At 71.7% G+C, this 19,471-nt stretch carries 21 protein-coding genes; 11 read left to right on the forward strand and 10 right to left on the reverse strand.

The features are described from left to right. Positions 1–99: 99 nt before the first annotated feature. Complete coding sequence (locus Ari01nite_RS09800) at positions 100–1,545, reverse strand: S8 family peptidase (protein WP_203780810.1); 1,446 nt, start codon at positions 1,543–1,545, stop codon at positions 100–102. A 43-nt stretch (positions 1,546–1,588) separates the two neighbouring features. On the opposite strand from Ari01nite_RS09800, the gene Ari01nite_RS50835 reads away from it, so the two are divergent. Next, a complete protein-coding gene (locus Ari01nite_RS50835) occupies positions 1,589–4,183 on the forward strand; it encodes a CHAT domain-containing protein (RefSeq protein ID WP_203780811.1) in 2,595 nt (864 codons plus the stop codon). A 17-nt stretch (positions 4,184–4,200) separates the two neighbouring features. Here Ari01nite_RS50835 and Ari01nite_RS09810 read toward each other — a convergent pair whose 3' ends face one another. The 4 genes from Ari01nite_RS09810 to Ari01nite_RS49710 all read right to left on the reverse strand — a co-directional run bounded on the left by Ari01nite_RS09810 (position 4,201) and on the right by Ari01nite_RS49710 (position 6,323). Continuing rightward, on the reverse strand, positions 4,201–4,662 hold the full coding sequence (locus Ari01nite_RS09810) for a hypothetical protein (protein ID WP_203780812.1): 462 nt from the start codon (positions 4,660–4,662) through the stop codon (positions 4,201–4,203). Between the two features lie 5 nt (positions 4,663–4,667). Next, the gene (locus tag Ari01nite_RS09815; protein WP_203780813.1) at positions 4,668–5,243 is read right to left on the reverse strand and encodes an RNA polymerase sigma factor; all 576 of its coding nucleotides are present in this window, start codon (positions 5,241–5,243) and stop codon (positions 4,668–4,670) included. A 75-nt stretch (positions 5,244–5,318) separates the two neighbouring features. After that, on the reverse strand, positions 5,319–5,717 hold the full coding sequence (locus Ari01nite_RS09820) for a hypothetical protein (RefSeq protein ID WP_203780814.1): 399 nt from the start codon (positions 5,715–5,717) through the stop codon (positions 5,319–5,321). Positions 5,718–5,852: 135 nt separating this feature from the next. Further along, positions 5,853–6,323, reverse strand: coding sequence for a helix-hairpin-helix domain-containing protein (locus Ari01nite_RS49710; protein WP_239162614.1), 471 nt, complete (start codon positions 6,321–6,323; stop codon positions 5,853–5,855). 36 nt (positions 6,324–6,359) lie between these two features. Between Ari01nite_RS49710 and Ari01nite_RS09830 the strand changes: the two genes are divergently transcribed. From Ari01nite_RS09830 to Ari01nite_RS09840, 3 genes are read left to right on the forward strand one after another with little or no spacing between them, the layout of a single operon-like run. After that, the gene (locus tag Ari01nite_RS09830) at positions 6,360–6,743 is read left to right on the forward strand and encodes a VOC family protein (RefSeq protein ID WP_203780815.1); all 384 of its coding nucleotides are present in this window, start codon (positions 6,360–6,362) and stop codon (positions 6,741–6,743) included. A gap of 28 nt (positions 6,744–6,771) precedes the next feature. Continuing rightward, positions 6,772–7,152, forward strand: coding sequence for a hypothetical protein (locus Ari01nite_RS09835; RefSeq protein WP_203780816.1), 381 nt, complete (start codon positions 6,772–6,774; stop codon positions 7,150–7,152). After that, the gene (locus tag Ari01nite_RS09840; RefSeq protein ID WP_203780817.1) at positions 7,149–7,559 is read left to right on the forward strand and encodes a MarR family winged helix-turn-helix transcriptional regulator; all 411 of its coding nucleotides are present in this window, start codon (positions 7,149–7,151) and stop codon (positions 7,557–7,559) included. Before Ari01nite_RS09835 ends, Ari01nite_RS09840 begins: the two co-directional genes overlap by 4 nt. Here the strand turns inward: Ari01nite_RS09840 and Ari01nite_RS09845 are convergent. The 3 genes from Ari01nite_RS09845 to Ari01nite_RS09855 form a co-directional block, all read right to left on the reverse strand. Further along, positions 7,556–7,744 carry a hypothetical protein gene (locus tag Ari01nite_RS09845; RefSeq protein WP_203780818.1) on the reverse strand — a complete coding sequence of 63 codons (189 nt, stop codon included), beginning with the start codon at positions 7,742–7,744 and terminating at the stop codon, positions 7,556–7,558. The genes Ari01nite_RS09840 and Ari01nite_RS09845 overlap by 4 nt on opposite strands. Positions 7,745–8,215: 471 nt before the next feature. Continuing rightward, a complete protein-coding gene (locus Ari01nite_RS09850) occupies positions 8,216–8,641 on the reverse strand; it encodes a hypothetical protein (protein WP_203780820.1) in 426 nt (141 codons plus the stop codon). 171 nt (positions 8,642–8,812) lie between these two features. Next, positions 8,813–9,748, reverse strand: coding sequence for a helix-turn-helix transcriptional regulator (locus Ari01nite_RS09855; protein WP_203780821.1), 936 nt, complete (start codon positions 9,746–9,748; stop codon positions 8,813–8,815). Between the two features lie 63 nt (positions 9,749–9,811). Between Ari01nite_RS09855 and Ari01nite_RS09860 the strand changes: the two genes are divergently transcribed. From Ari01nite_RS09860 to Ari01nite_RS09890, 7 genes are all read left to right on the forward strand, one after another. Continuing rightward, positions 9,812–10,336 carry a VOC family protein gene (locus Ari01nite_RS09860; RefSeq protein WP_203780822.1) on the forward strand — a complete coding sequence of 175 codons (525 nt, stop codon included), beginning with the start codon at positions 9,812–9,814 and terminating at the stop codon, positions 10,334–10,336. Between the two features lie 6 nt (positions 10,337–10,342). After that, positions 10,343–11,950 carry a methyl-accepting chemotaxis protein gene (locus Ari01nite_RS09865; protein ID WP_239162615.1) on the forward strand — a complete coding sequence of 536 codons (1,608 nt, stop codon included), beginning with the start codon at positions 10,343–10,345 and terminating at the stop codon, positions 11,948–11,950. A 94-nt stretch (positions 11,951–12,044) separates the two neighbouring features. Further along, positions 12,045–14,987, forward strand: a complete 2,943-nt coding sequence (locus tag Ari01nite_RS09870; protein ID WP_203780823.1) for an NACHT domain-containing protein — start codon at positions 12,045–12,047, stop codon at positions 14,985–14,987. A 123-nt stretch (positions 14,988–15,110) separates the two neighbouring features. Next, positions 15,111–15,581, forward strand: a complete 471-nt coding sequence (locus tag Ari01nite_RS09875) for an SUKH-4 family immunity protein (protein WP_203780824.1) — start codon at positions 15,111–15,113, stop codon at positions 15,579–15,581. A gap of 425 nt (positions 15,582–16,006) precedes the next feature. Beyond that, positions 16,007–16,438, forward strand: a complete 432-nt coding sequence (locus Ari01nite_RS09880; protein ID WP_203780825.1) for a hypothetical protein — start codon at positions 16,007–16,009, stop codon at positions 16,436–16,438. A gap of 134 nt (positions 16,439–16,572) precedes the next feature. Further along, positions 16,573–16,857: a hypothetical protein gene (locus Ari01nite_RS09885; RefSeq protein ID WP_203780826.1), complete on the forward strand. Its 285-nt coding sequence runs from the start codon at positions 16,573–16,575 to the stop codon at positions 16,855–16,857. A 982-nt stretch (positions 16,858–17,839) separates the two neighbouring features. After that, positions 17,840–18,700: a transglutaminase domain-containing protein gene (locus Ari01nite_RS09890; protein ID WP_203780827.1), complete on the forward strand. Its 861-nt coding sequence runs from the start codon at positions 17,840–17,842 to the stop codon at positions 18,698–18,700. Between the two features lie 117 nt (positions 18,701–18,817). On the opposite strand, the gene Ari01nite_RS49715 is transcribed toward Ari01nite_RS09890, so the two are convergent. Together Ari01nite_RS49715 and Ari01nite_RS51375 are read right to left on the reverse strand one after the other, a co-directional pair. Continuing rightward, positions 18,818–19,066, reverse strand: coding sequence for a transposase (locus Ari01nite_RS49715; RefSeq protein WP_275410836.1), 249 nt, complete (start codon positions 19,064–19,066; stop codon positions 18,818–18,820). A gap of 13 nt (positions 19,067–19,079) precedes the next feature. Then, a complete protein-coding gene (locus Ari01nite_RS51375) occupies positions 19,080–19,469 on the reverse strand; it encodes a transposase family protein (RefSeq protein WP_369076764.1) in 390 nt (129 codons plus the stop codon). Positions 19,470–19,471: the final 2 nt, after the last annotated feature.

The raw sequence follows: 19,471 nt of genomic DNA on the forward strand, positions 1-19,471 counted from the left end.
GATTCCTTGATGCGGAGCCTACCGAGGTCGGCGAGCGGCTGGTCAGCGGCTCCACGACAGCAGGTTCGCAGTCGAGATCACGCATTGCGGCCAGGTCAGTCATCGCCGCCTCCGCGGGGGTGGCAGCAGGATGGCGCCGACACCGCGCCGCGCCCGCCGCCGGGCCCGCTTGAGCAGCGCCCGGGCGGCGGTCCGGCCGTTCTCGCCGGTGCGCGACATGCGGGCCGCGATCAGCCCGGCCACCACCGGCGCCGCGAACGAGGTGCCGCTCCACCGGGCCAGGCCGCGGAACACCTCGGTGGCGCCCCGGAACGGTGGCTCGTCATAGGTGTACCGGCCCGCCGGGAAGGCGTTGACCAGCCGCTCGCCCGGTGCGAACGCGTCCACCCAGCCACCGAAGTTGCTGAACGTGGCGCGGCCGCGCAGATCGGCAGCCAGTGCGCCCACACCCACCGCCCAGGGTGCGGCCGCGGGCCAGAACGGCCGGCGCCCGCCGTCGTTGCCGGCCGCCGCGACCAGCACGACGCCCTTGCACCGTCGCAGCACCTCGTCGTTGAAGGCGTTCAGCACCATCGGCCCGCCGGCCTGGTCGGCATAGGTGCCCGCGGACAGGTTGATGACGTCCGGCGAGTCCAGGAACAGGTACTTCTCCAGGGACTTGGCCAGTTCGCTCTCCCAGGCGGTGCCGGGCGGGTGCTGGTGTCCCGGCACCGGCGCCGGGATGCCGGCCCGGACGATCACCTCGGCCGCGGGTGCGATCGCCCGGATCACGCCGGCGATGAAGGTCCCGTGCCCGGCGTAGCGCTGGATGGTCCGGTCGCCGGCCGGGTTGCCGAGGATGATGCCGGGGTCGGGGTCGCCGATGATCTGGCCCATCCACGGCAGGCCGGTGGCGGCCGCGTCGAGTCCGGTGTCGACGACCAGGACCCGGATGCCGCGGCCGGCCTCGCGGTCGCGCGATATCGGCGGCTCGGGCCGTTTGCGGCAGGGCACCGGCCGCGGTTCGTCGGCCGGGCAGACGGTGCCGTGGTTGTGCGCGGCGTGGACGAGCAGTTCCGGCCCGGAGACGGCGGCCGACCGGCGCGGATCGTCACCGTCGCCGGTGAAGCCCTCGCGGATCACGCGCAGCGCCTGGAAGACCGAAACCTGGCCGGCGAGCCGGATCCATTCCATGCCGTACGCGACATCGTGATCCTGCGGCAGCGCGGCCGGAGCCTCCTCCGCCCGGCCTGGCTCCGGCCGGTCGGGTGCTGGCTGGTCGGGTGCCGGCTGGTCGGGTGCCGGCTGGTCGGGTGCCTGGGCCTCGGGAACCGGCCGCCGGTCCGGCACCATTCCGGCGCGGGCGAGCAGCCTCCGCGCCCGGCGCGCGTGGTCGCGGCGCACCAGCACGAAGTGTTTCCGGACGAAGTAGTGGATTCCGACCTCCGGCCAGTTCTCCGGGCCGGGCTCCACATAGTCGCCGTATTCCGCGAGCAGAAGGCCGACCTGCGCCTCGGCGGGAGTGGTGGCGGTCTCCGGAACCGGCAACGGCTGATTCGGCTGCATGTGACAACTCCTCGGTAGGGGTCGGGATACCTAGACTTGGGGCGTGCCCGAGGGCGACGAGCTGCTGCGGCTCGCGTTGTCCCGGCCGGTCGAAGCCCTCACCACGACCGACCGGCTGATCGCGGACGGCGCCGGTGGCGCGCGCGGCGCGATGGCACACCGGGCCCGGGCCGTGGTGCTGCGCGACGACGGCCGCTTCGCCGACGCGATCCGCGACCTGCGGGTGGCGCTACGACTGGCGGCGTCGACCGGCGACCGCGATCTCACCCTCGACGTGCAGGGCACGCTGGGCGTCACGCTGGCCATGTCCGGGCGGACCGCGGCCGGGCTCGCCGTGCTCGACGAGGTGGTGGCGGCCACCCGCGGGCAGCACGCCGGCCGGGCCCTGATGCGCCGCGGCTACCAGCTGGCCGCGATGGGCCGGCGCGAGGAGGCGCTGGCCGACCTCAGCCGGGCCGTCCGGCTGCTGCGCCGGGCCGGCGACGGCATCTGGGAGGCCCGCGCCCGCACCAGCCGGTTCGGCGTGTACGCGACGTTCGGCCAGGCCGCCCGGGCGCATCGGGACCTGGTGGTGGCCGAGCGGCTGTTCACCGAGGCCGGCCAGGAGCTGGAGTCGGCGACCGCGGTGCACAACCGGGCCGACGTGGCGGTGCAGGCCGGTGACCTGCCGGCCGCGCTGGCCTGCCTGGACGAGGCGGAGAGCCGGTACACCCGGCTCGGGTCGTTCACCGCTGACCTGGTCTTCGACCGTTGCACGGTGCTGCTGGTGGCCGGGCTCGCCCGGGAGGCGCTGGCCGCCGCGGACGCCGGCCTGGCCCGGCTGAACGGGCGCACCTCCGACCGGGCGGAGCTGCTGTTCATCTCGGCCAAGGCGGCGCAGGCGGCGGACCGGCCGGCGGACGCCGCGGTGCGCGCCGCCGAGGCCCGCGACCTGTTCCGCCACCAGCACCGGTCCTGGTGGGCGGCGCGGGCCGCGTTCGTGCTGGTGCAGTCGCGCTACGACGCCGGTCGCCGGGACGGCCGGCTGCGGGTCGCGGCCGCCCGGATCGCCGACCGGCTGGAGGAGCTCGGCGCCGAGGAGGCACCGGCGGCGCACCTGCTCGCCGGCCGGCTGGCCGCGGTGGCCGGGCGTCTCGACGAGGCCGACCGCAACCTGGAGCGGGCCGCCCGGTCCCGGCGGCGGGGACCGGCGTACGGGCATGCCGAGGGCTGGCTGGCCCAGGCGCTGCGGGCGGAGGCGCGGGGCGCGACCGCGGCGGCGCTGAGTGCCTGCCGCCGGGGCCTGCTGGCCGCCGCCCAGCACCAGCAGCGGCTCGGCGCTGTCGAGCTGCGCGCGCACGCCGCGGTGTACGGCACCGAACTGGCCGCGATCGGGCAGCGGCACGCGGTGCGCCGCAACGACGCGCGGATGCTGCTGGCCTGGAGCGAACGCTGGCGGGCCGGCGCACTGACCCACGCGTCCCCGCGCCCGCCGGACGACCGCGCACTCGCCGCCGAGCTGGCCGCCTTCCGCGAGGTGATGAGCCGGCTCGACGACGCCCATGCGGCCGGCGGGCCGGTCACCCAGCTGGAGCAGCAGCGGCGGCGGCTGGAACGAGAGATCCGGGCCCGCACTCTGCGGGTGACGGCCGGCGGCGGCGGTCCGGCCGGCGCCGCGACCGTGCCCGAGACGCTCGCCGGCCTCGGCGACCGCGTGCTGGTGGAGCTGGTGGCGGTGGACGGCGTGCTGCACGCGGTGACCGCGCGTCCCCGCCGGGTGCGCCTGCACGTGGTCGGCCCGGTCGAGGCGGCCGTCCGCGAGGTGGAGCTGGCCCGGTTCATGCTGCGCCGGCTGGCCCGCGGCCGGCCGCCGCCGGGCGCGCGGGACCGGCTGGCGCAGGCCGGCGCCCGCCTGCAGGCCGTCCTGCTCGGCCCGGCGGTCACCGACCTCGGCGAGTATCCGGCGGTGGTGGTCCCGCCCGGTCCGCTGCACGCCGTCCCGTGGGCCATGCTGCCGGCGCTGGCCGAACGTTCCTGGTGCGTCGCGCCGTCGGCCGCGGTCTGGCTGCGCACCCGGCAGCGGCCGGTCCGGCGGCGCGGGCGCACGGTGGTCGTGGTGGGTCCCGGGCTGCCCGGCAACCAGACCGAGGCCGCCCGGATCGCGGCCGGGTACCGCGACGCCACGGTGCTCGGCGCCGGCCGGGCCACCGCCGCCCGGGTGCTGGACGCGATGGACGGCGCGGCGACCGCGCACATCGCGGCGCACGGGGTGTTCCAGGCGGAGAACCCGCTGTTCTCGTCGCTGCGGCTGGACGACGGGCCGCTCACCGTGCACGACCTGGGCCGGCTCCGGCGGGCGCCGGACCGGATGATCCTGTCCAGTTGCGAGTCCGGGGTGGCCGCGCCGGTCGCCGGCGACGAGCTGCTCGGCATGATCAGCGTGCTGGTGCCGCTGGGCACGAGCAGCCTGATCGCCAGCGTGGTGCCGGTCAACGACGCGGCGGCCGCGCCGCTGATGGCCGAGGTCCACGACGCGCTGCGCGCGGGCGCGTCGTTCGGATCGGCGCTGGCGTCGGCGCGGCGGACCGCCTGCGCGGCCGAGCAGGGCGAACCGGTCGCGGCCGCCACCGCGCTCGCCTTCGTCGCGCTCGGCCGGTGAGGCCGGTTGCCGGCCGGTCATATCGTCACCCGCGCGGTGGTCACCGGCGCGCCGTCGGACGAGGTACAGCGCAGCCGGACCGGACCGTGCGGGACGTCCCGGACCAGGAACCGGCCGAGTTCGTCGACGTCGAGCAGCCGGCGCCCGCCGGCCGAGTCCAGCCAGCACTCGCCGTCCGCGGTGCCGGTGAACTGGCCGATCAGCCGCAGCCCGGCCGGTTCCTCCTCGACCTCGATGTCGATCTGCACCCCGCCGCCGGAGAACGACAGCAGCCAGCGTCCCTGCGCCTCATCCGGCCCGGAGCGCACCACGGCGAAGCCGGAATCGACCGCGGACCGGGAGTCCCCGATCAGGACGGCGATCTCACCGTCCAGGTTGCGGGTCAGGTAGGCCGCGCGGGCCGCGGCGTACACCGCGGAGGTCGGCCCGTCGATCTCGGCGGCGATCCGCCGCAGGGCGGTGAGCAGCGGCTCGTCCACGGCCCTCACCCCCTGCGCAGGTCGGTCGGGCGGTGCTCGGGCGCCGCCGGCTGGTCGTCGAAGATCCCCCCGTCGAGCAGGCCGCGCAGGCACTTCAGGCAGCGCTGCCGGGTCGGGCCGATGCTGCCGACCGGGATGTCCAGGGCGGCCGCGGCCTCGGCGTAGCTGGGCGGCGGGTCGGCCATCAGCACCCGGAGCAGCCGCTGGCACGATGGCTTGAGCCCGCCGAACGCGCGCCACAGGGCGGCGTCCCGCTCGTCGCGCAGTACCGCGTCGTCGAGCGGGTCGGTCGCCGCGGCGGCGCCGTCCCAGCCGTCCCGGCCGTCGGGTTCGCCCACCCGCAGCCGGCCGGCCCGGCGGTGGATCTCGATGCACTCGCGGCGCAGCACCGCGGCGAGCCAGCTGCCGATCCGCTCCGGCTCGCGCACCTGGTCGAGGTGTTCGACCAGACGCAGCCAGGTGGTCTGCACGGCGTCCTCGGCGTCGGAGTCGCTCATCCGCATGCTGCGGGCGATCGACCAGAGCAGGTTGGTGTACCGGTCGGTCAGCGCCTCCCAGGCGGCCGCGTCGACCACTTCCATCGGGATGCCCCCTCACGCGGATCGGGACAGTGCGGCGAAGTGGTGCGGGCCATGCGACCCGCACCACCGGTTTCGTCAGGCGTCGACCACCACGAACAGCCCGCTCTGCGCGGACGAGAAGTCGGTGTGGATTCCGGCCTCGGCCTTGTAGGACGCGGTGACCTGGAGCACGTCGCCCACGTCGGCCACCCAGCCCGGCTTGATGTCGACCCGGAGGGTGTCGTTGCGCTTCTTGTCCTCCGGCTTGATGGTGCGCGGCAGCTTCTCGGTCACGAGGATCGAGGACTTGCTCACGTTGGCGACCGACACGTAGAGCAGGTCGGCGTCGGCGAACTGCATGAGGTTCCGCCCGATCTCCACCTTGGCCACGACGTCGAACGCCGCACCCTTCGGTACCGACTCGGCGAAGTCCTCGGTGTTGTCGTCCGCCGGAAACAGATCGTTGATCGCGGCGTCCCAGCTGTTGTTCGGCATGTGATGGACCCTTCGTCCGTGGTCTGGAATTGCAGAGGCGGCGCCCACCTGCCAGACAAGACGGAGCGGTGTCCGGGTCAAATACCTTTGCGGTGCGCTGAATTCCGACAGTCTCGCCAGCGCGGCCGGTCCCGGCTATCGGATCAAGGACGCGCGAAGGATGCCGATCGCCTTGGGCCCCACGCCGTGCAGGGCCAGCAGTTCGGCGTCGGTGTATCCGGCCACCTGCGCCAGCGTGGTGATGCCGGCCGCCGCCAAAGCCCGGGTGGCCGGCTGTCCGATCGCCTTCGGCAGGTCGGCGGCCGCTGCTGGCGGCTCGGTGAGCTCTCGGGGCGCGCAGGACCGCCAGGCCAGCCAGACCCAGTGGTTGAGCTGCTGCCCGTCCAGGTCGGCGAGCCCGATCCGCACCGTCCCGCGCGCCCCTCGGCGGCCGGCCGGGTGCGCCGCCAGGAAGTCTTCCGCGTCCGCCGCCGGCAGGTGCAGGGTCACCTCGTTGCCCCCGCCGAGAGCGGCGAACCGCTTGTCGCGTACGGCAAAAATGTTGTCCTGCTGATGGGTCTCCGCGAGCGAGCGGGCAAACTTGCGCAGCTGGGCGGGCGTCGTCATGCGCCCACCTTCGCACGCTGCGATAACGTGTCGGCCATGGCCATGCACTGGACGCTGGGCTGCGACGCCGCCGACCCGCACCGGCTCGCCGACTTCTGGTCCCGGGCGCTGGGTTACCTTCCCGAACCCGGCTACGACGAGCCCGACGGCGCCTCGATCATCGATCCGGACGGCCGGGGCCCTGCGATCGGCTTCCTGCGTGTGCCGGAGGGCAAGACCGCCAAGAACCGCCTGCACATCGACATCCGGGTGGCCGGCGAGCCGCCGTGGGACCTGCCCGAGCGCGGGCGCCTGATCCGCGCCAAGGTGGGCGACCTGGTCGCGCTGGGTGCCACCGAGGTCCGGGAGCAGTGGTACGGCACCGAGTTCGGTCACGTCCAGATGGCCGACCCGGAGGGCAACGAGTTCTGCGTCGCATAAACGTATGCGATTCGCATATAATCCTGCGGTGGACATCCGAGCACTGGTCGACCGCTGGCACGAGGCGGTCAACACCCACAACCTTTCGGCCGTACGCGAGACAGCCAGCGACCCGGTCGTGGTGAGCGGCCCGCAGGGCGCCGCCCGCATCACGCCCGGCGAGTTCGCGGACTGGGTGACGCGCTCCGGCATCGAACTGCGCCCGGCGTCGCACCACCCGATCACCGACCGCGTCATGGTCGTCGAACAGGCCGCCCGCTGGCCCGGCAGCGACGACTGGGCCACCGTCGCCACCGTCTTCCGCACCACCGGCGCCCGGGTCTCGGCGGCCCTGCGCTTCCCCGACCTGGAGGCCGCGCTGGATTTCGCCCACCTCTACACGGCGCTGGCCGCCACCGAGGGCTCGTGACCGAGCCGGGCCCCGGCGAGGCCGTCTTCCAGTTCGTCCGGCACTGGGCCCGCCGCACGAACGCCCCCGCCGACGTCCTGGTGGTAGAGGCCGTCCACGCCCTGAGCGCCCGCGACGAGGTGACCGTCAACGACGTGGCCACCGAACTGGGCGTCGACCAGTCCGGTGCGTCGCGGATGGTCACCCGGGCCGTCGACCAGGGCTATCTGGCCACCCACCCGTCCCCGGCCGACGCCCGCCGCCGCACCGTCACGGTGACCGGCGCCGGATCGGACCTGCTGGCGGCCGCCCACCGGTGGCAGGAGGAGGTCTTCGCCACCATGACCGACTCGTGGACCGCGGCCGAACGCGCCGCCTTCCACCGGGCGACGCTGCACCTGCTGACCCGCTCCCGCTCGCTCGGCTAGCGGACGGCCTCGGCCACGTCCCGATCTTGGTGCGCACACCTGCTGTGGGCGCCGGCCGGCCCGCTGGCTGCGGTTGCGACCTTCGACGGCTGGCGGCGCCGGTGCAGCCGGACGACCGCGGGAACGGCGGTCGCCACCACGATGACCAGGGCCACGAGCTGGCCGGGGAGCAGGGGCCCAGGCACCCGCCCCGGTACCGGCACGGTCCAGGGCGACGAACAGGAGGCCGAAGCCGAGCCCGGCGCCGGCTCCGTAGGCGACATCGGTCGTGCGGAAGCCGTCGGCCGGCCCGGACCACGACGCCAGCGCCACGGCGGGCAGGGCCAGGACGATTCCGGCCCCGCCCCACGCCCATTCGTGACTCGTCGGCGTTCCGCCCAGCGCCAAGGCCCCAGCCAGCGCCCCCAGGACGCCGCCTGCACCGCGACGGGCATCAGCGCCGGCATCGCTGGGCGGCACCCACGGGGCCGGCCGGTGCGGGCATTCGTCCTTCGACGGGCCGACCTCAACCTCGGCCAGGCCCAGTCCCGGTTCGCGGTCGTAGCGCAGGTCACCGGCCACCCAGCCGTCGGCTGTGGGCGCGGCCCACGGGGCCCGGGCGAACTGGAGCAGGGCCTCGACCGCGCAGTATTCGCCGGCGAGGGTGTCGAGGAGGGCTACGTCGACGGCCAGTTCGCCGCTCCAGGCGACCTCGTCGGTGGACTCCTGGGCGACGGGCACCAGCCGGGCACCAGCGAGTGGAACGCTCGGCGTACGACAAATTGGTTGGGGGTTTTCTGGACCGCGAGAACCTCCCGGCAGACCGGGTTGGCCGGCATCGGGGTCAGCACCACGTCGAGTGTGCGGGCGTCCGGGAAGCGGTCCGCCAGCATCGCCTCGAAGCGGCTCTCGGCGGTCCGGGAGGTGATCACGAACGTCGCGGTGAGCGCCAGCCAGGCGACGATGCCGCTGGTGAGGGCCGCCCGCGCGGAGGCGAAGCGGCTGACCGCGGCCAGGCCGAGGGTGAGCACGGTCAGCAGCGCGGCGAACGACGGCGGCACGAAGCCGCTGAACCACGCCAGGCCCAGGCCGGCCGCGAGCACCAGCCCGATCAGTCGAGCCCAATGTGCAGCAGCGGCGCCAGGATCGACAGTCCGGCCAGGAAGCCGAGGTCGGCCCGCCAGGTTCGGGGGAGGCCGACCACGGCGGCGCGCCGGCCGGCCCGCGGCGTAGGCGGGGGCGGCCGCCATGGCGGTGCTCGCGGTACCCGCCCCCTAGCTCGCGTACAGGGCGGTCAGCTCCGCGCCGATGCGGGCCAGCTCCGCGCGTACCTCTGCCGGATTTTGAACCTGCACGCCGGCACCCCAGCCGGACAGGGTGCGCGCTATGTCGCGTGGGGTCGGCGCGCCCACCCGGACCTGCGCGCGGCCGTCGTCGAGGACCGTCAGCACGTGGCAGTGCCGGCCGAAGTGGTCGCGCAGCACCCAGGCGAAGCGTTCCTCGATCAGCAGCGTGGCCCAGGTGCGGGAGCGCTTGTCCTCGACCTCGCCGACCACCTCGTCCCACGCCTCGCCGAGACGGAAGCCGGCCGGGCGGGTGAAGGTCTCGCCGGTCGGCGCAACGTCGGTCATCCGGTCGGCGCGGAACGTGCGGCGGCCCCGGGGCGTGCCGGCAATCAGGTACCAGACGTCGTTCTTGTCCACCACGCCCCACGGGTCGGCCGTCCGGGAGGCATCCCGGTAGGTGAATCCGATCCGGCGCCGGTGCACAACGGCGTCGCGCAGCACCTCGACCACCGCGGGTGGCCGGGGACGGTCGCGCTCGCCCCAGCTCGCCGGGTCGACCAGGGTGGCGGCGGCCGCGGCCGCCGCGTCGGTGCGGAACGTCGCGGGCAGCGCGCGCAGCAGCTTGCTCAGCGCCGTCCGGGCTGACTCCGAACCACCCGCCGCGGCCGGGCCGAGCAGCACGAACAACGCCTGCGCCTCGCCGGCCGACAGGCCGCTCAGGTCGGTGCGCGCACCGCCCACCAGGGACCAGCCGCCGTGCCGGCCGGGCTGCGGATAGACCGGGATGCCGGCCGTCGAGAGGGCCAGCAGGTCTCGCCGGGCGGTCGCCACCGAGACCTCCAGTTCGGCGGCCACCTCGGCGGCGGTGACCCGGCCGCGGGCCTGCATCAGCAGCAGGACGGCGACGAGACGATCGGCACGCATGCCGGCAAGGTTCGCAGAAAAAGTGCGCAGAAGGTGAGCACTTTAACTACCAGGATCGAGAGCATGTTGAGAGGACTTACGACAACCACGTTCTTCGCCGACGACATGCGCGCCGCCCGCGACTGGTACACCCGGGTGTTCGCGACCGAGCCGTACTTCGTGCGGGAGTCCGGCGGCGAGCCCGCGTACCTGGAATGGCGGATCGGCGACTTCCGGCACGAGTTCGGGCTGCTGAACGCCCGCTTCGCGCCGCATCCGCACACGCCGGCCGCGGGTGGAGCCGTCATCTACTGGGCGGTCGACGACGTCGAGGCGGCCTACCGGCGGCTGCTCGACCTCGGCGCCAGCGAGCACGACCGGCCGACCGAGCGCGGGCCCGGATACGTCACCGCGTCGGTGCTCGACCCGTTCGGCAATGTGCTCGGAGTGATGTTCAACCAGCACTACCTCGACGTCGCGGACACCAGGTCGCCGGCGGCCGAGCCGGACGCGGCGAGAGCATGCGCGACGCCGGGACTAGCCGGCCCCGGGCTAGATGCCGGCGAATTTCGCTCAGATTCTCACTTAGCCACGGCGCCGGTCGATTAGTACGGTGTGACCGTATTCAACCGGGTCCGCATCGGCGTCCGTCTCGCCGCGGCCTTCACCGTTCTCGTCGTGCTCCTGCTCGTCGTCATGGCCTCCGCGCTGGTCTCGTCCGCGAAGGTGGAGGCCGCCACGCTCCGGATGGAGCGGGCGCAGCGGGTCGTCGAGCTGATCAAGGATGCGAAGTTCGGCTCGGCCGACTTCAACGGCTGGCAGACCGCGTACGCCTTCGATGCCGTACGCGGTGAGCGCAACGCCGCCTCCGACGACGGACCGTCCCGCAAGGCGTTCCTCGACTCGGTGCAGCGTTTCCGGGACGCCACGTCCGCGGCGGACCAGGTGGCGCCAGCCTCCAGCCACGGCCAGCTGGAGCAGATCACCACCCTGCTCGACGAGTTCATGACGGTGGACGAGCAGATCGCGACGCTGTACGCGAAGCGCGACGCCCGCTCGGCGGCCGAGGCCAACGCCCTCGTCATCGGCCGGGAGATCGAACTGTTCGAGCAGATCGCCGGGCTGCTCGACGACGCCGCCACCGCCGCGGGCACCGAGGCCGCCGCCGCCCGGCAGGAAGCCGCCGACGCCCAGCACGCCGGCACGGTCGTGGTCTGGAGCGCGGGCGCCATCGCAGCGCTCGTCGCCATCGTGCTCGCCGTCCTGGTCACCCGGTCCATCACCGGCCCGGTCGAGCGGGTCCGCCGCCGGGTGGACCTGCTGGCCGACGGCGACCTGGCCACCCCGCTCACGGTCGAGGGCCGCGACGAGATCGCCGCGGTGGCGCAGGCGCTGGGCCGCAGCACGGCGTCGCTGAGCGCGATGATGCGTACCATCAACGAGTCGTCGGCGTCCCTCTCAGCCGCGGCCGACGAGATGTCGGTGACGTCCGCGCAGATCGCCGCGTCCGCGGAGGAGTCCACCGCCCGGGCGCATGCCGTCTCCACCGCCGCCGGCGACGTCTCCAGCAATGTGCAGACGGTCTCGGCGGGCAGCGAGCAGATGGGCGCGTCGATCCGCGAGATCGCCCACTCGACCAGCGAGGCCGCGGCCGTGGCCGGGTCGGCGGTGCAGGCCGCCGAGGCCGCCAACACCACCATCACGTCGCTCGGCGAGTCGTCCCGGGAGATCGGCGAGGTGGTCCGGGCGGTCACCGCGATCGCCGAGCAGACCAACCTGCTGGCCCTCAACGCCACCATCGAGGCCGCCCGCGCCGGCGAGGCCGGCAAGGGGTTCGCGGTGGTCGCCAGCGAGGTCAAGGACCTGGCCCAGGAAACCGCCCGGGCCACCGACGACATCGTCCGCCGGGTAGACGCCATCCAGGCCGGAACCGAGAGCGCGGTCCAAGCCATCGACGAGATCAGCCAGGTGATCGCCCGCGTCAACGACTACCAGACCACGATCGCCTCCGCCGTGGAGGAACAGACCGCCACCACGGCCGAGATGAACCGCAGCGTCTCCGACACCGCCGTGAGCGCCGGCCAGATCGCCGACAACGCGGCCACGGTCGCCCAGGCCGCCCAGCAGACCACCCAGGGCGTGACCCAGACCCAGCAGGCCACGGCCGAACTGGCCCGGATGTCCGCCGAACTGCGCACCCTGCTGGCCCAGTTCCGCTTCTGACGTTTCCCATCGCCGAACGACGTGTCTCCACATTGGATCTGCGCGCGGACCACTATGCTGGCTCACGCGGGTCGATCGCGATGGACGGTGGACAGTGCACAACGGCTACTGGGCAATCCTCGGCGCGGTCCTGCTGCTTGTGCTTACCGGAGCGCTCGCCCGGGTCGGCGAGCGCGGCGTCGACTACGCCTTCGACGCGCTCGGGCTCGGCGGGCTGCGCCGCTATCGACTCGGCCTGCGCGAGTGGTACCGGTACCACTCGGTCGGCTTCCTCGGCCGCTCGGTCGACGTGACCGGGGTCTACGAGCCGGTCGAGTACGACCCTGGAAGCGGCCGCCGTGACCGGGTGAGCGCCACCTTCGGACGGCTGCGCCGGCTGGTGATTCTCGGCCCGGCCGGGGCCGGCAAGTCAATGCTGGTCAAGCACACGCTGCTGGAGTGGTCCCGGGCGCCGGGGTGGTGGCGGCGGCGTGACGTACCGATCCTGGTGGATCTGCAACGCCTCGGCGAAACCTCAGGCGACCTCGGCGGGCTGGTGGTCCGGGAAATGGAGCGCAGCCGGATCGGCCGACCGCCCCGCCGCCTGGCGGCGGCCCGCCGGCGAGGGCGGTTCTTCTTCCTGTTCGATGGTCTCGACGAGGTGCCAGCCGGCATCCGCGACCAGGCGGTCGTAGCGCTGCGGGACTTCAGCCGCGACTATCCCCTCTGCCGGATGGTCGTGACGTGCAGGGAGGCCGCCTACGCCGGCGAGCTGACCCACATGGGCCAGCCGTTCAGCCACGTCGCCATCGCGGAACTCGATGATGCGGCGATGCTCCGCCTGCTGCGGCAGCTCGGGTTCCTGCGCGGCGGGGAGGCCCGCCTCGTCGAAATCCTCCGTGGGCGGCCCGCTCTGCTGAGGATGGCCCGAAATCCGCTGCTGCTGACCATCATCGCGTACGTCCACGCCAACACCGCGGCGACGCCGGCCGGCCCGCTGCCGATCCCTGTCTCGCGGGCCGACTTCTACGGAGTGGCGATCGATCTGCTGACCGAGCGGGACGAACGCAACGCCGTTGCCGGCTCGCCGGCGCGCTTCTCGCCCGCCGATCAGCGAGAGGCGCTGCGCGACCTGGCGCTCGGCCTTATCGACGGCGAGTTCGGCCCGGATCACGTGACGATCGGCCGCGGCGAGCTGATCCGGTACCTCGGCCAATGGCTGGAGAAACGTGGACAGGACCGGCGCGGTGAGGACCTGCTCGCCACGTTCGTCGAGCGCAGCCAGTTGCTCGAACCGGCCGGCCTGAGCGTCCTACGGTACCGATTCCGGCACGCCACCTTCCGGGATGCTCTGGCCGCACAACGTCTGGGCGACCGCCCCGAGGCGTTGACCGCCCGCTACGTCGCCGACCCGGACGAGTGGAACGAGACCGTGCTGCTCTGGGCGGGCGCCTCGGGCGCCCTGGCGACCCTGCTGGTGGCCGAGCTCGCCGGCAGCGGCGACCCCCGGCACCAACTGCTCGCCCTGGAGATACTCACCGAGTCCGCCGAGGTCGACCCGGCCCTCGCGCAGCGCCTGGTGGACCACTTCACTCCCCGGCTCGCCGCGCCGTCATGCGAGCAGCGGATAATCGACGTTGCCGGCCAGCTCGCCGGCCAGGAGCTTTACTCCGGGCCGGCGCTGTACGCGTGGCTGCGCGAGGCGGCCCTCAGCGCGGCCGAACCACTGCGGTCGCGGGCCCGGGACGCGCTCGCCGTGACCAACCTGGCCGACGCGGCTGACCTTCTCGTCGCCCTGCTCGAGGCCGACCGGACGGCGATGGCTCCAATCTTGCGGATGGGCCAGGTGGCGCTGTCAGCCCTCGCGGCGTCGGCGAGAAGCGGCTCGCCCGCGGCGGTCGACGTGATCGCGCTGATCGGCACTCCGGACGCGACGCTGACGATGGTCGAGCTGCTGGGTCGATCGGGGCCCGTCGCCGAACGCGCGGCGTGGCGGCTGGCCACCCGGACGGGCGACGAGGCGACCGTCGAGATGATCCGTCGCGTCCGCCGCGAGAAGCTGACCCTCGACGACAACGCACGTGCCCTCGCTGACAGCTACCAATGGGTGCTCGAACCGTTCGCCGGAGGCCGTGGGGTCACGGCGGCTTTTGCCGCGGACGGCTCCACTGCGCTGCCGGTCGTGCTCGGATACGTCGCGGCCCTGCTCAAGACCGGAACCGAGCCGATACCGGAGGACGTCGTCACAGTCGATTGGCGCCTGGCTCTGCCGCTGGCCGTGATCGGCGTCGTCAACTCCGCCAAGGTCTCCCGAGTGTCGCGCTGGACGGAGTTCGTGCGCTCGCTGGACCTCCCGCTCCGGCGGCGCCGGGCCGCGTCGCTTGATGAGTCGGCGGCGACCGTGGATGCCATCGATCGGCGCCTGGACGATCCGTTGACGCCGCCCGCCCGCCGGGACGTCGCCGAAGCCCTCGCGAAAATCGCGGACCCCCGGCACAGCCAGATGCTCGCGATGCTGCCCAGATCGGTGATTCACGCCACCCTGCGATCCCTGGTGAAGAGGCGCGCGCCGCGCATCGACGAGAGCGGCTGGGTTGCGGCCCGCCGGAAGACGCCCGAGCCGACCCGGCTCGGCCAAATCGTCGGCGGCCTGGCCGCCGGCTACATCTTGGCTCTGGTGATTATCGGCGGATACCGGCTGGTCGCCGCGTTCTTCACCAGCGCCGGCGGCCCGGTCTGGCCGTCCTGGCTCGTCGTGGGAGCGGCCGCCGTAGCGTTCGGCAGCGTCGCCCTGAACACCGTGCACGAAGACTGGGAATGGCTGGAATCGCTGTGCCAGGCGGCCCTCGGCGTGATCGCCGTGACTGTTTTCGTGACGGCACTGCTACAGCTCGCCGATTGGATCGGCGGTCCGCTCGCGGTCGCGCTCCTTTTCGGGATTCCAGTCGTGATCCTCGCCTTGGTCGCCGTGACGCTCTGGCGCTACTGGCGCTACCGCTCAGACGCGGCCAGGCTGCTACCCGAGCTACTGGAGCTCGCCGAAAATCCCCGATCCTGAGCCGTGTCATCGAGGCCATGATCGTCGCCCACGGCCGGCACGTTCAAGGCGTTCAGATGGCTGCTGCTCGACTGCGTTGGTTGCAGCGTTCGCAGGGTTCGTCCTGGCCGTAGCCTCGTCGGGGTGAACGTATCGAACGAAGCCGCCCTCGGCGTCGTGCTGGACACCACGACCGTGCCGGCTGAGGTCACCGTGGACGGCGAGCGGCTGTCAGTCATCGGCTACGTGTGGGAACCGACCACCGAATTGGTCGGGCTCGACAGCGCCGGCGCGGTGTGGTCGTACTCCCCGGACCGCGGCAGCCGGGCGCCGATGAACTCCTCCGTCGCTGCGCTGCGCCGGTTCCTGGACTCGTTCGGCGAGTTCTTCGCGACCACCGACGATCCACCACCAGCGACGTACACCGCCGAACAGATGGCCGAGAAACTCGCCGCGTTCCGCCGTGGCGAGATCAAGCCTGCCGCCGGCAAGCGGGAGGACCGTAAAGCCCGTATCAAGCAGCTCAAGGAGACTTTGAGGGAGATCGACGAACCCGCCGCCGAAGCCGGGTGGTGGTCGCTCATCCTGGAACAGGTCGACGACGGGATCCTTTGACAGCTCATTCACTGGGGCGCCGGCTGGAGCGAACCAACGCGACGCTGGTTCGCACGTCGCCCGTTCTCGCTGCGATGAGAGACGTCGGCGGGACGGGTCATTAGTCGCCACACCAGAAGCGCGAGGACCCCAGACAGCGCTGCGTTGCCCACCAGCGGCACCGTGACGGCCCCAATTCCCCATGGCGGGGTTCGCTCCGGTTGCGGCGGCATACCTGACCCCACAGGTGATCCTTGAGAGTCGACTCGAAGTAGGTTGTTCGTCTCGCCGGACGGCGTGGAGGGTTGACCGCGCCAGTGGGCGCGATAACCGCAACCATCCGCCCAGCCACGTGTTTGCCAACACGTCAACCGCGACCGAACGGGCCGGTCGGGCACGTGAAAAAGGGTATGCCCGCAAGCGGCTGGCCGGACAAGATGAGGAACGTGAGATCAGGAAGCGGGCCGGTAGTCGACTGCGCCGACCCGTACGGCGTCGAAGTGTTCCACGAGCCGATCACGGATCACTTAGTTTTGGGCGAAGGCGGCCCGCAGCGGGTCGGCCCGAATGTCGATCATCTCGGTGTTTGGGGACCCGTTATCGGTTCGCCCATCCACGGCGGCGCCTTCCACTGGGAGAGGTTGGAAATCGGGCCGAGCCGGCGCTCCGACGGCACTATCGTCGGAGCCGCGTACACGGTCGACGTGCCGACCGCGCTGCGGGTGGACTTCGAAGCCGGGGCGGTGTGGTTCGTCGCCGCCATTCCACAGTTCCCCCAGATGCATCGTGTCTTCATTCCGGGCGACGAGATCATGGTCGTCTTCGCTGCGGACAGGATGCGGGACATGGGCTTCGATGATCCGGCTTTTCTCCAGTGACCGAATCTCACGGCATCGCGTGGGCAGTTGCCCTCTCTGCATGAGCGCGCAAGGCGGCATTTCAGTGGTGGTCAAATAGGAATGGCACTAGCTTTTCCTTACACTTGACGACTGGCGCGGAGGATGATTATGGTATGGCTCAACTCTCATTCTTCAGCCCGGCCGAATTGGCTGCGATGCGGGACCGGACCAAGGCTCGGAACCATTCACCCGAACGTGACGCATTCCGCCGCGCCCAGCAGCGCGGCCGCGACCACGGCAAGGCGCAGCGGCACGCCGCGCGCATCTACCGCGACTTCCAGCAGTCGTGCGACGGCAAGGCTCCACAAATACCGGACCGCATCCAGAAACCAGATGACTTTCTCGTGAACAACTCCTCCGAGTCCGGATCGTCTCCATCCGACTCCGATCTTCGGTGAGATCGATCGGTCGCACAAGGGCCGGCATTTCCGACAGTAATCGATGAGCGACTGAGTGGAATTCGACGCTTCTCGACGCACTCACATCGGCTACTTCCGCGCGTCGCGGGCCGACGGGGTTGCGCCGAGTGTGACGGCCCTGCCGGCCGCACGCGATAGCTCACCGAGGAGTTGCGGTTCGTTGAGCAGCTGGCACCGCTGTTGGCCGCGGTGGCCCGAGCAGTTGACACAGGAGCAGCCGACCCAAAGTGGGGGTTACGGTGGATCTTTAGCAATCCGAGGATGAGGCTGCAAATGATCAATGTGCAGGAGTTCGCGCGGCGCCTGAGCACTCTTGGAGCGGATGCGTTCACCAGCGACGACGTCGTGGATCTGGCGACCGCCGCCGATGTTCGCATCAGCGCTGACCTCGAGATCGAGGCTACTCTGGCGCAACGCTTGCTCGACCAGATCTCGCCCACGCTGCCAGTCACAGGAGCACAGATCGCGGCGTCACAATGGCCGCCACCCCAGCCCTCCCGGCCCGCAGCACCTTCGGTGTCGTTCTCCAGCCCCGGTACGGTCGACGGCCCGGCTGATCAGCCCACCCGACCCCGCAGATCCGGGCCTGCGCATAGCGGCCGGCGACCCGGCTCTCGACGAACTGGCTGATGAAACTTCTGTCCCAGCATTGCAGCTGCAGGTCGCATCGCTTGGGCCTGACTGGACGATGGCTGCTTGCCGCGGAACCCGGGGCAGGCCCACCCCGCACCAGCACCACGAACAGACGATGCGGCAGATCCGCACATCCGGGGCCAACGCTCTGGCCCCGGCCCTCGGCCGCTGCCTCGGACCCTGGATTCGCCGGCGGGCGATATTTCAGGCGCACCGGTGAATAGCGTGTGACCAGGTCCTCAACCGGACGGCATCACACCGTCAGAAATGTTGAAAATCAGCCGAAAATCTCCGTAGGCTCCGCGCACCATCAGATCGGAGCCGGCGGATGACCACGCAGAACCAACTCGAGAGCTACGCCGAACCCGGGCCACTGACAACGGGCGGGCCCGGCACGACGGCAGCCTTGGCCGCGCTACCGTCCACACTGCCTGACCTGATCCTCGCCGTCCAAGGTCTCCTGATCCACGAAACAGGAGCTGCGCAATCGACCACCGCCCACCTCCGCACAACCCATCAAATCCTCGCCCACCTCCTCACCGCCGATTCACGACCACTCACCGAACCGCGTCCCCCGGCACATCGACTGACCGGGTGCTGCCGCCACTTCACGCTCATCACCGTCGCCGCACTACGCGCACACGCCATCCCCGCCCGAGCCCGCTGCGGCTTCGCCAAGTACTTCACCCCCGGTCTCTACGGCGACCATTGGGTAGCCGAATACTGGAACGCAGACACGTCACGCTGGATCCTCACCGACGCCCAGCTCACCCCCGAACTCCGCGCGGCACGTGGCATCACCTTCACTCCCGACAACGTCCCCCGGGAACAATTCGCCGTAGCCGGCGACGCTTGGATCAGCTACCGCAACGGCGAACTCGACCCCTCCCGTTGCGGCCTCGGAGGCGAGGACCAATCGGGATCGTGGTGGATCGCCGGCAACCTCATACGCGACGTCGCCGCACTCGCCAAGATGGAACTGCTGCCCTGGGACGTCTGGGGCGCAATGCCCGAACCCGACGCACCGATCGACGACATCTTGGCCGAAGAACTCGACCAGCTCGCCGCGATCACCGCCGACCCCGACACCGCCGCCGAAAGTCGCACCCGCTATAACGACGAACGGTTCCGCGTACCGGCACGCGTCCACAACTTCCTCCGGCGAACGGAGGAACCAGTAATCGACTGAGCTGACCAGGAATGCAAGACACATATCAGTTTTGTCGGTCTGGGTCCACCTGGGGAATTACTTGAGCGACAGAGTGGGGAATTACGGGTTCTGGCGATGATCTTGTGGTCCGGATCGTTAGGCGCTGAGCAGGATCCGGCGGCGTAGGAGATCGAAGCCGGCCCGGCCGTACATCGATCGTTTTATTGTTTTGATTCGGTTCACGGCGCCCTCGACAGGGCCGGAACTCCAGGTCAGGGTCAGGCCGGCGATGACCGCGTCCAGGTCGCGCCGTAGGCCCGTGACCAGGGAGTGCAGGGCGGGTAGGTTGTCGGCCGTGACCCGCAGCATCCAGTCGGGCGGGCCGTCGCCGCGGCGCTTGTTCATGAGGTCGGCGAAGTCACGGACGTGGTCGGCGACGGCGCGCAATTCGGGACAGCTGGCGAGAACACCGGCGAGTTGGGTGTGCAACGGGCATGCCCAGCCTCCGGGCCAGCCGGGCACCGGGCCGGCCAGCCAGAGCGACCCCGATCGCGGTCAACGCCTTGCGCAGCGGCGGGCTGTATCGGGAATGCGGGCTGGTCAGGCCGGGGATCTGCTCGACGAACGTGGCCCGGGCGCACCCGGCCCGAAGGCAGAGCATGCGGCGCACAAGCAGACGGATCACGACCGGGCGCCCGGCCAGCGCGGTGTCGCCCAACTGCCGGCGGTAGCGGCCGTGCACCCGCCCCGACTCTGTGCCGCAGTCCGGGCAAGCAGCCCGGTCCCGTCCAGACCGGGCCTCGATCACGA

The sequence above is a fragment of the Paractinoplanes rishiriensis genome (genome assembly GCF_016862375.1).
GTDB classification, from domain to species: domain Bacteria; phylum Actinomycetota; class Actinomycetes; order Mycobacteriales; family Micromonosporaceae; genus Actinoplanes; species Actinoplanes rishiriensis.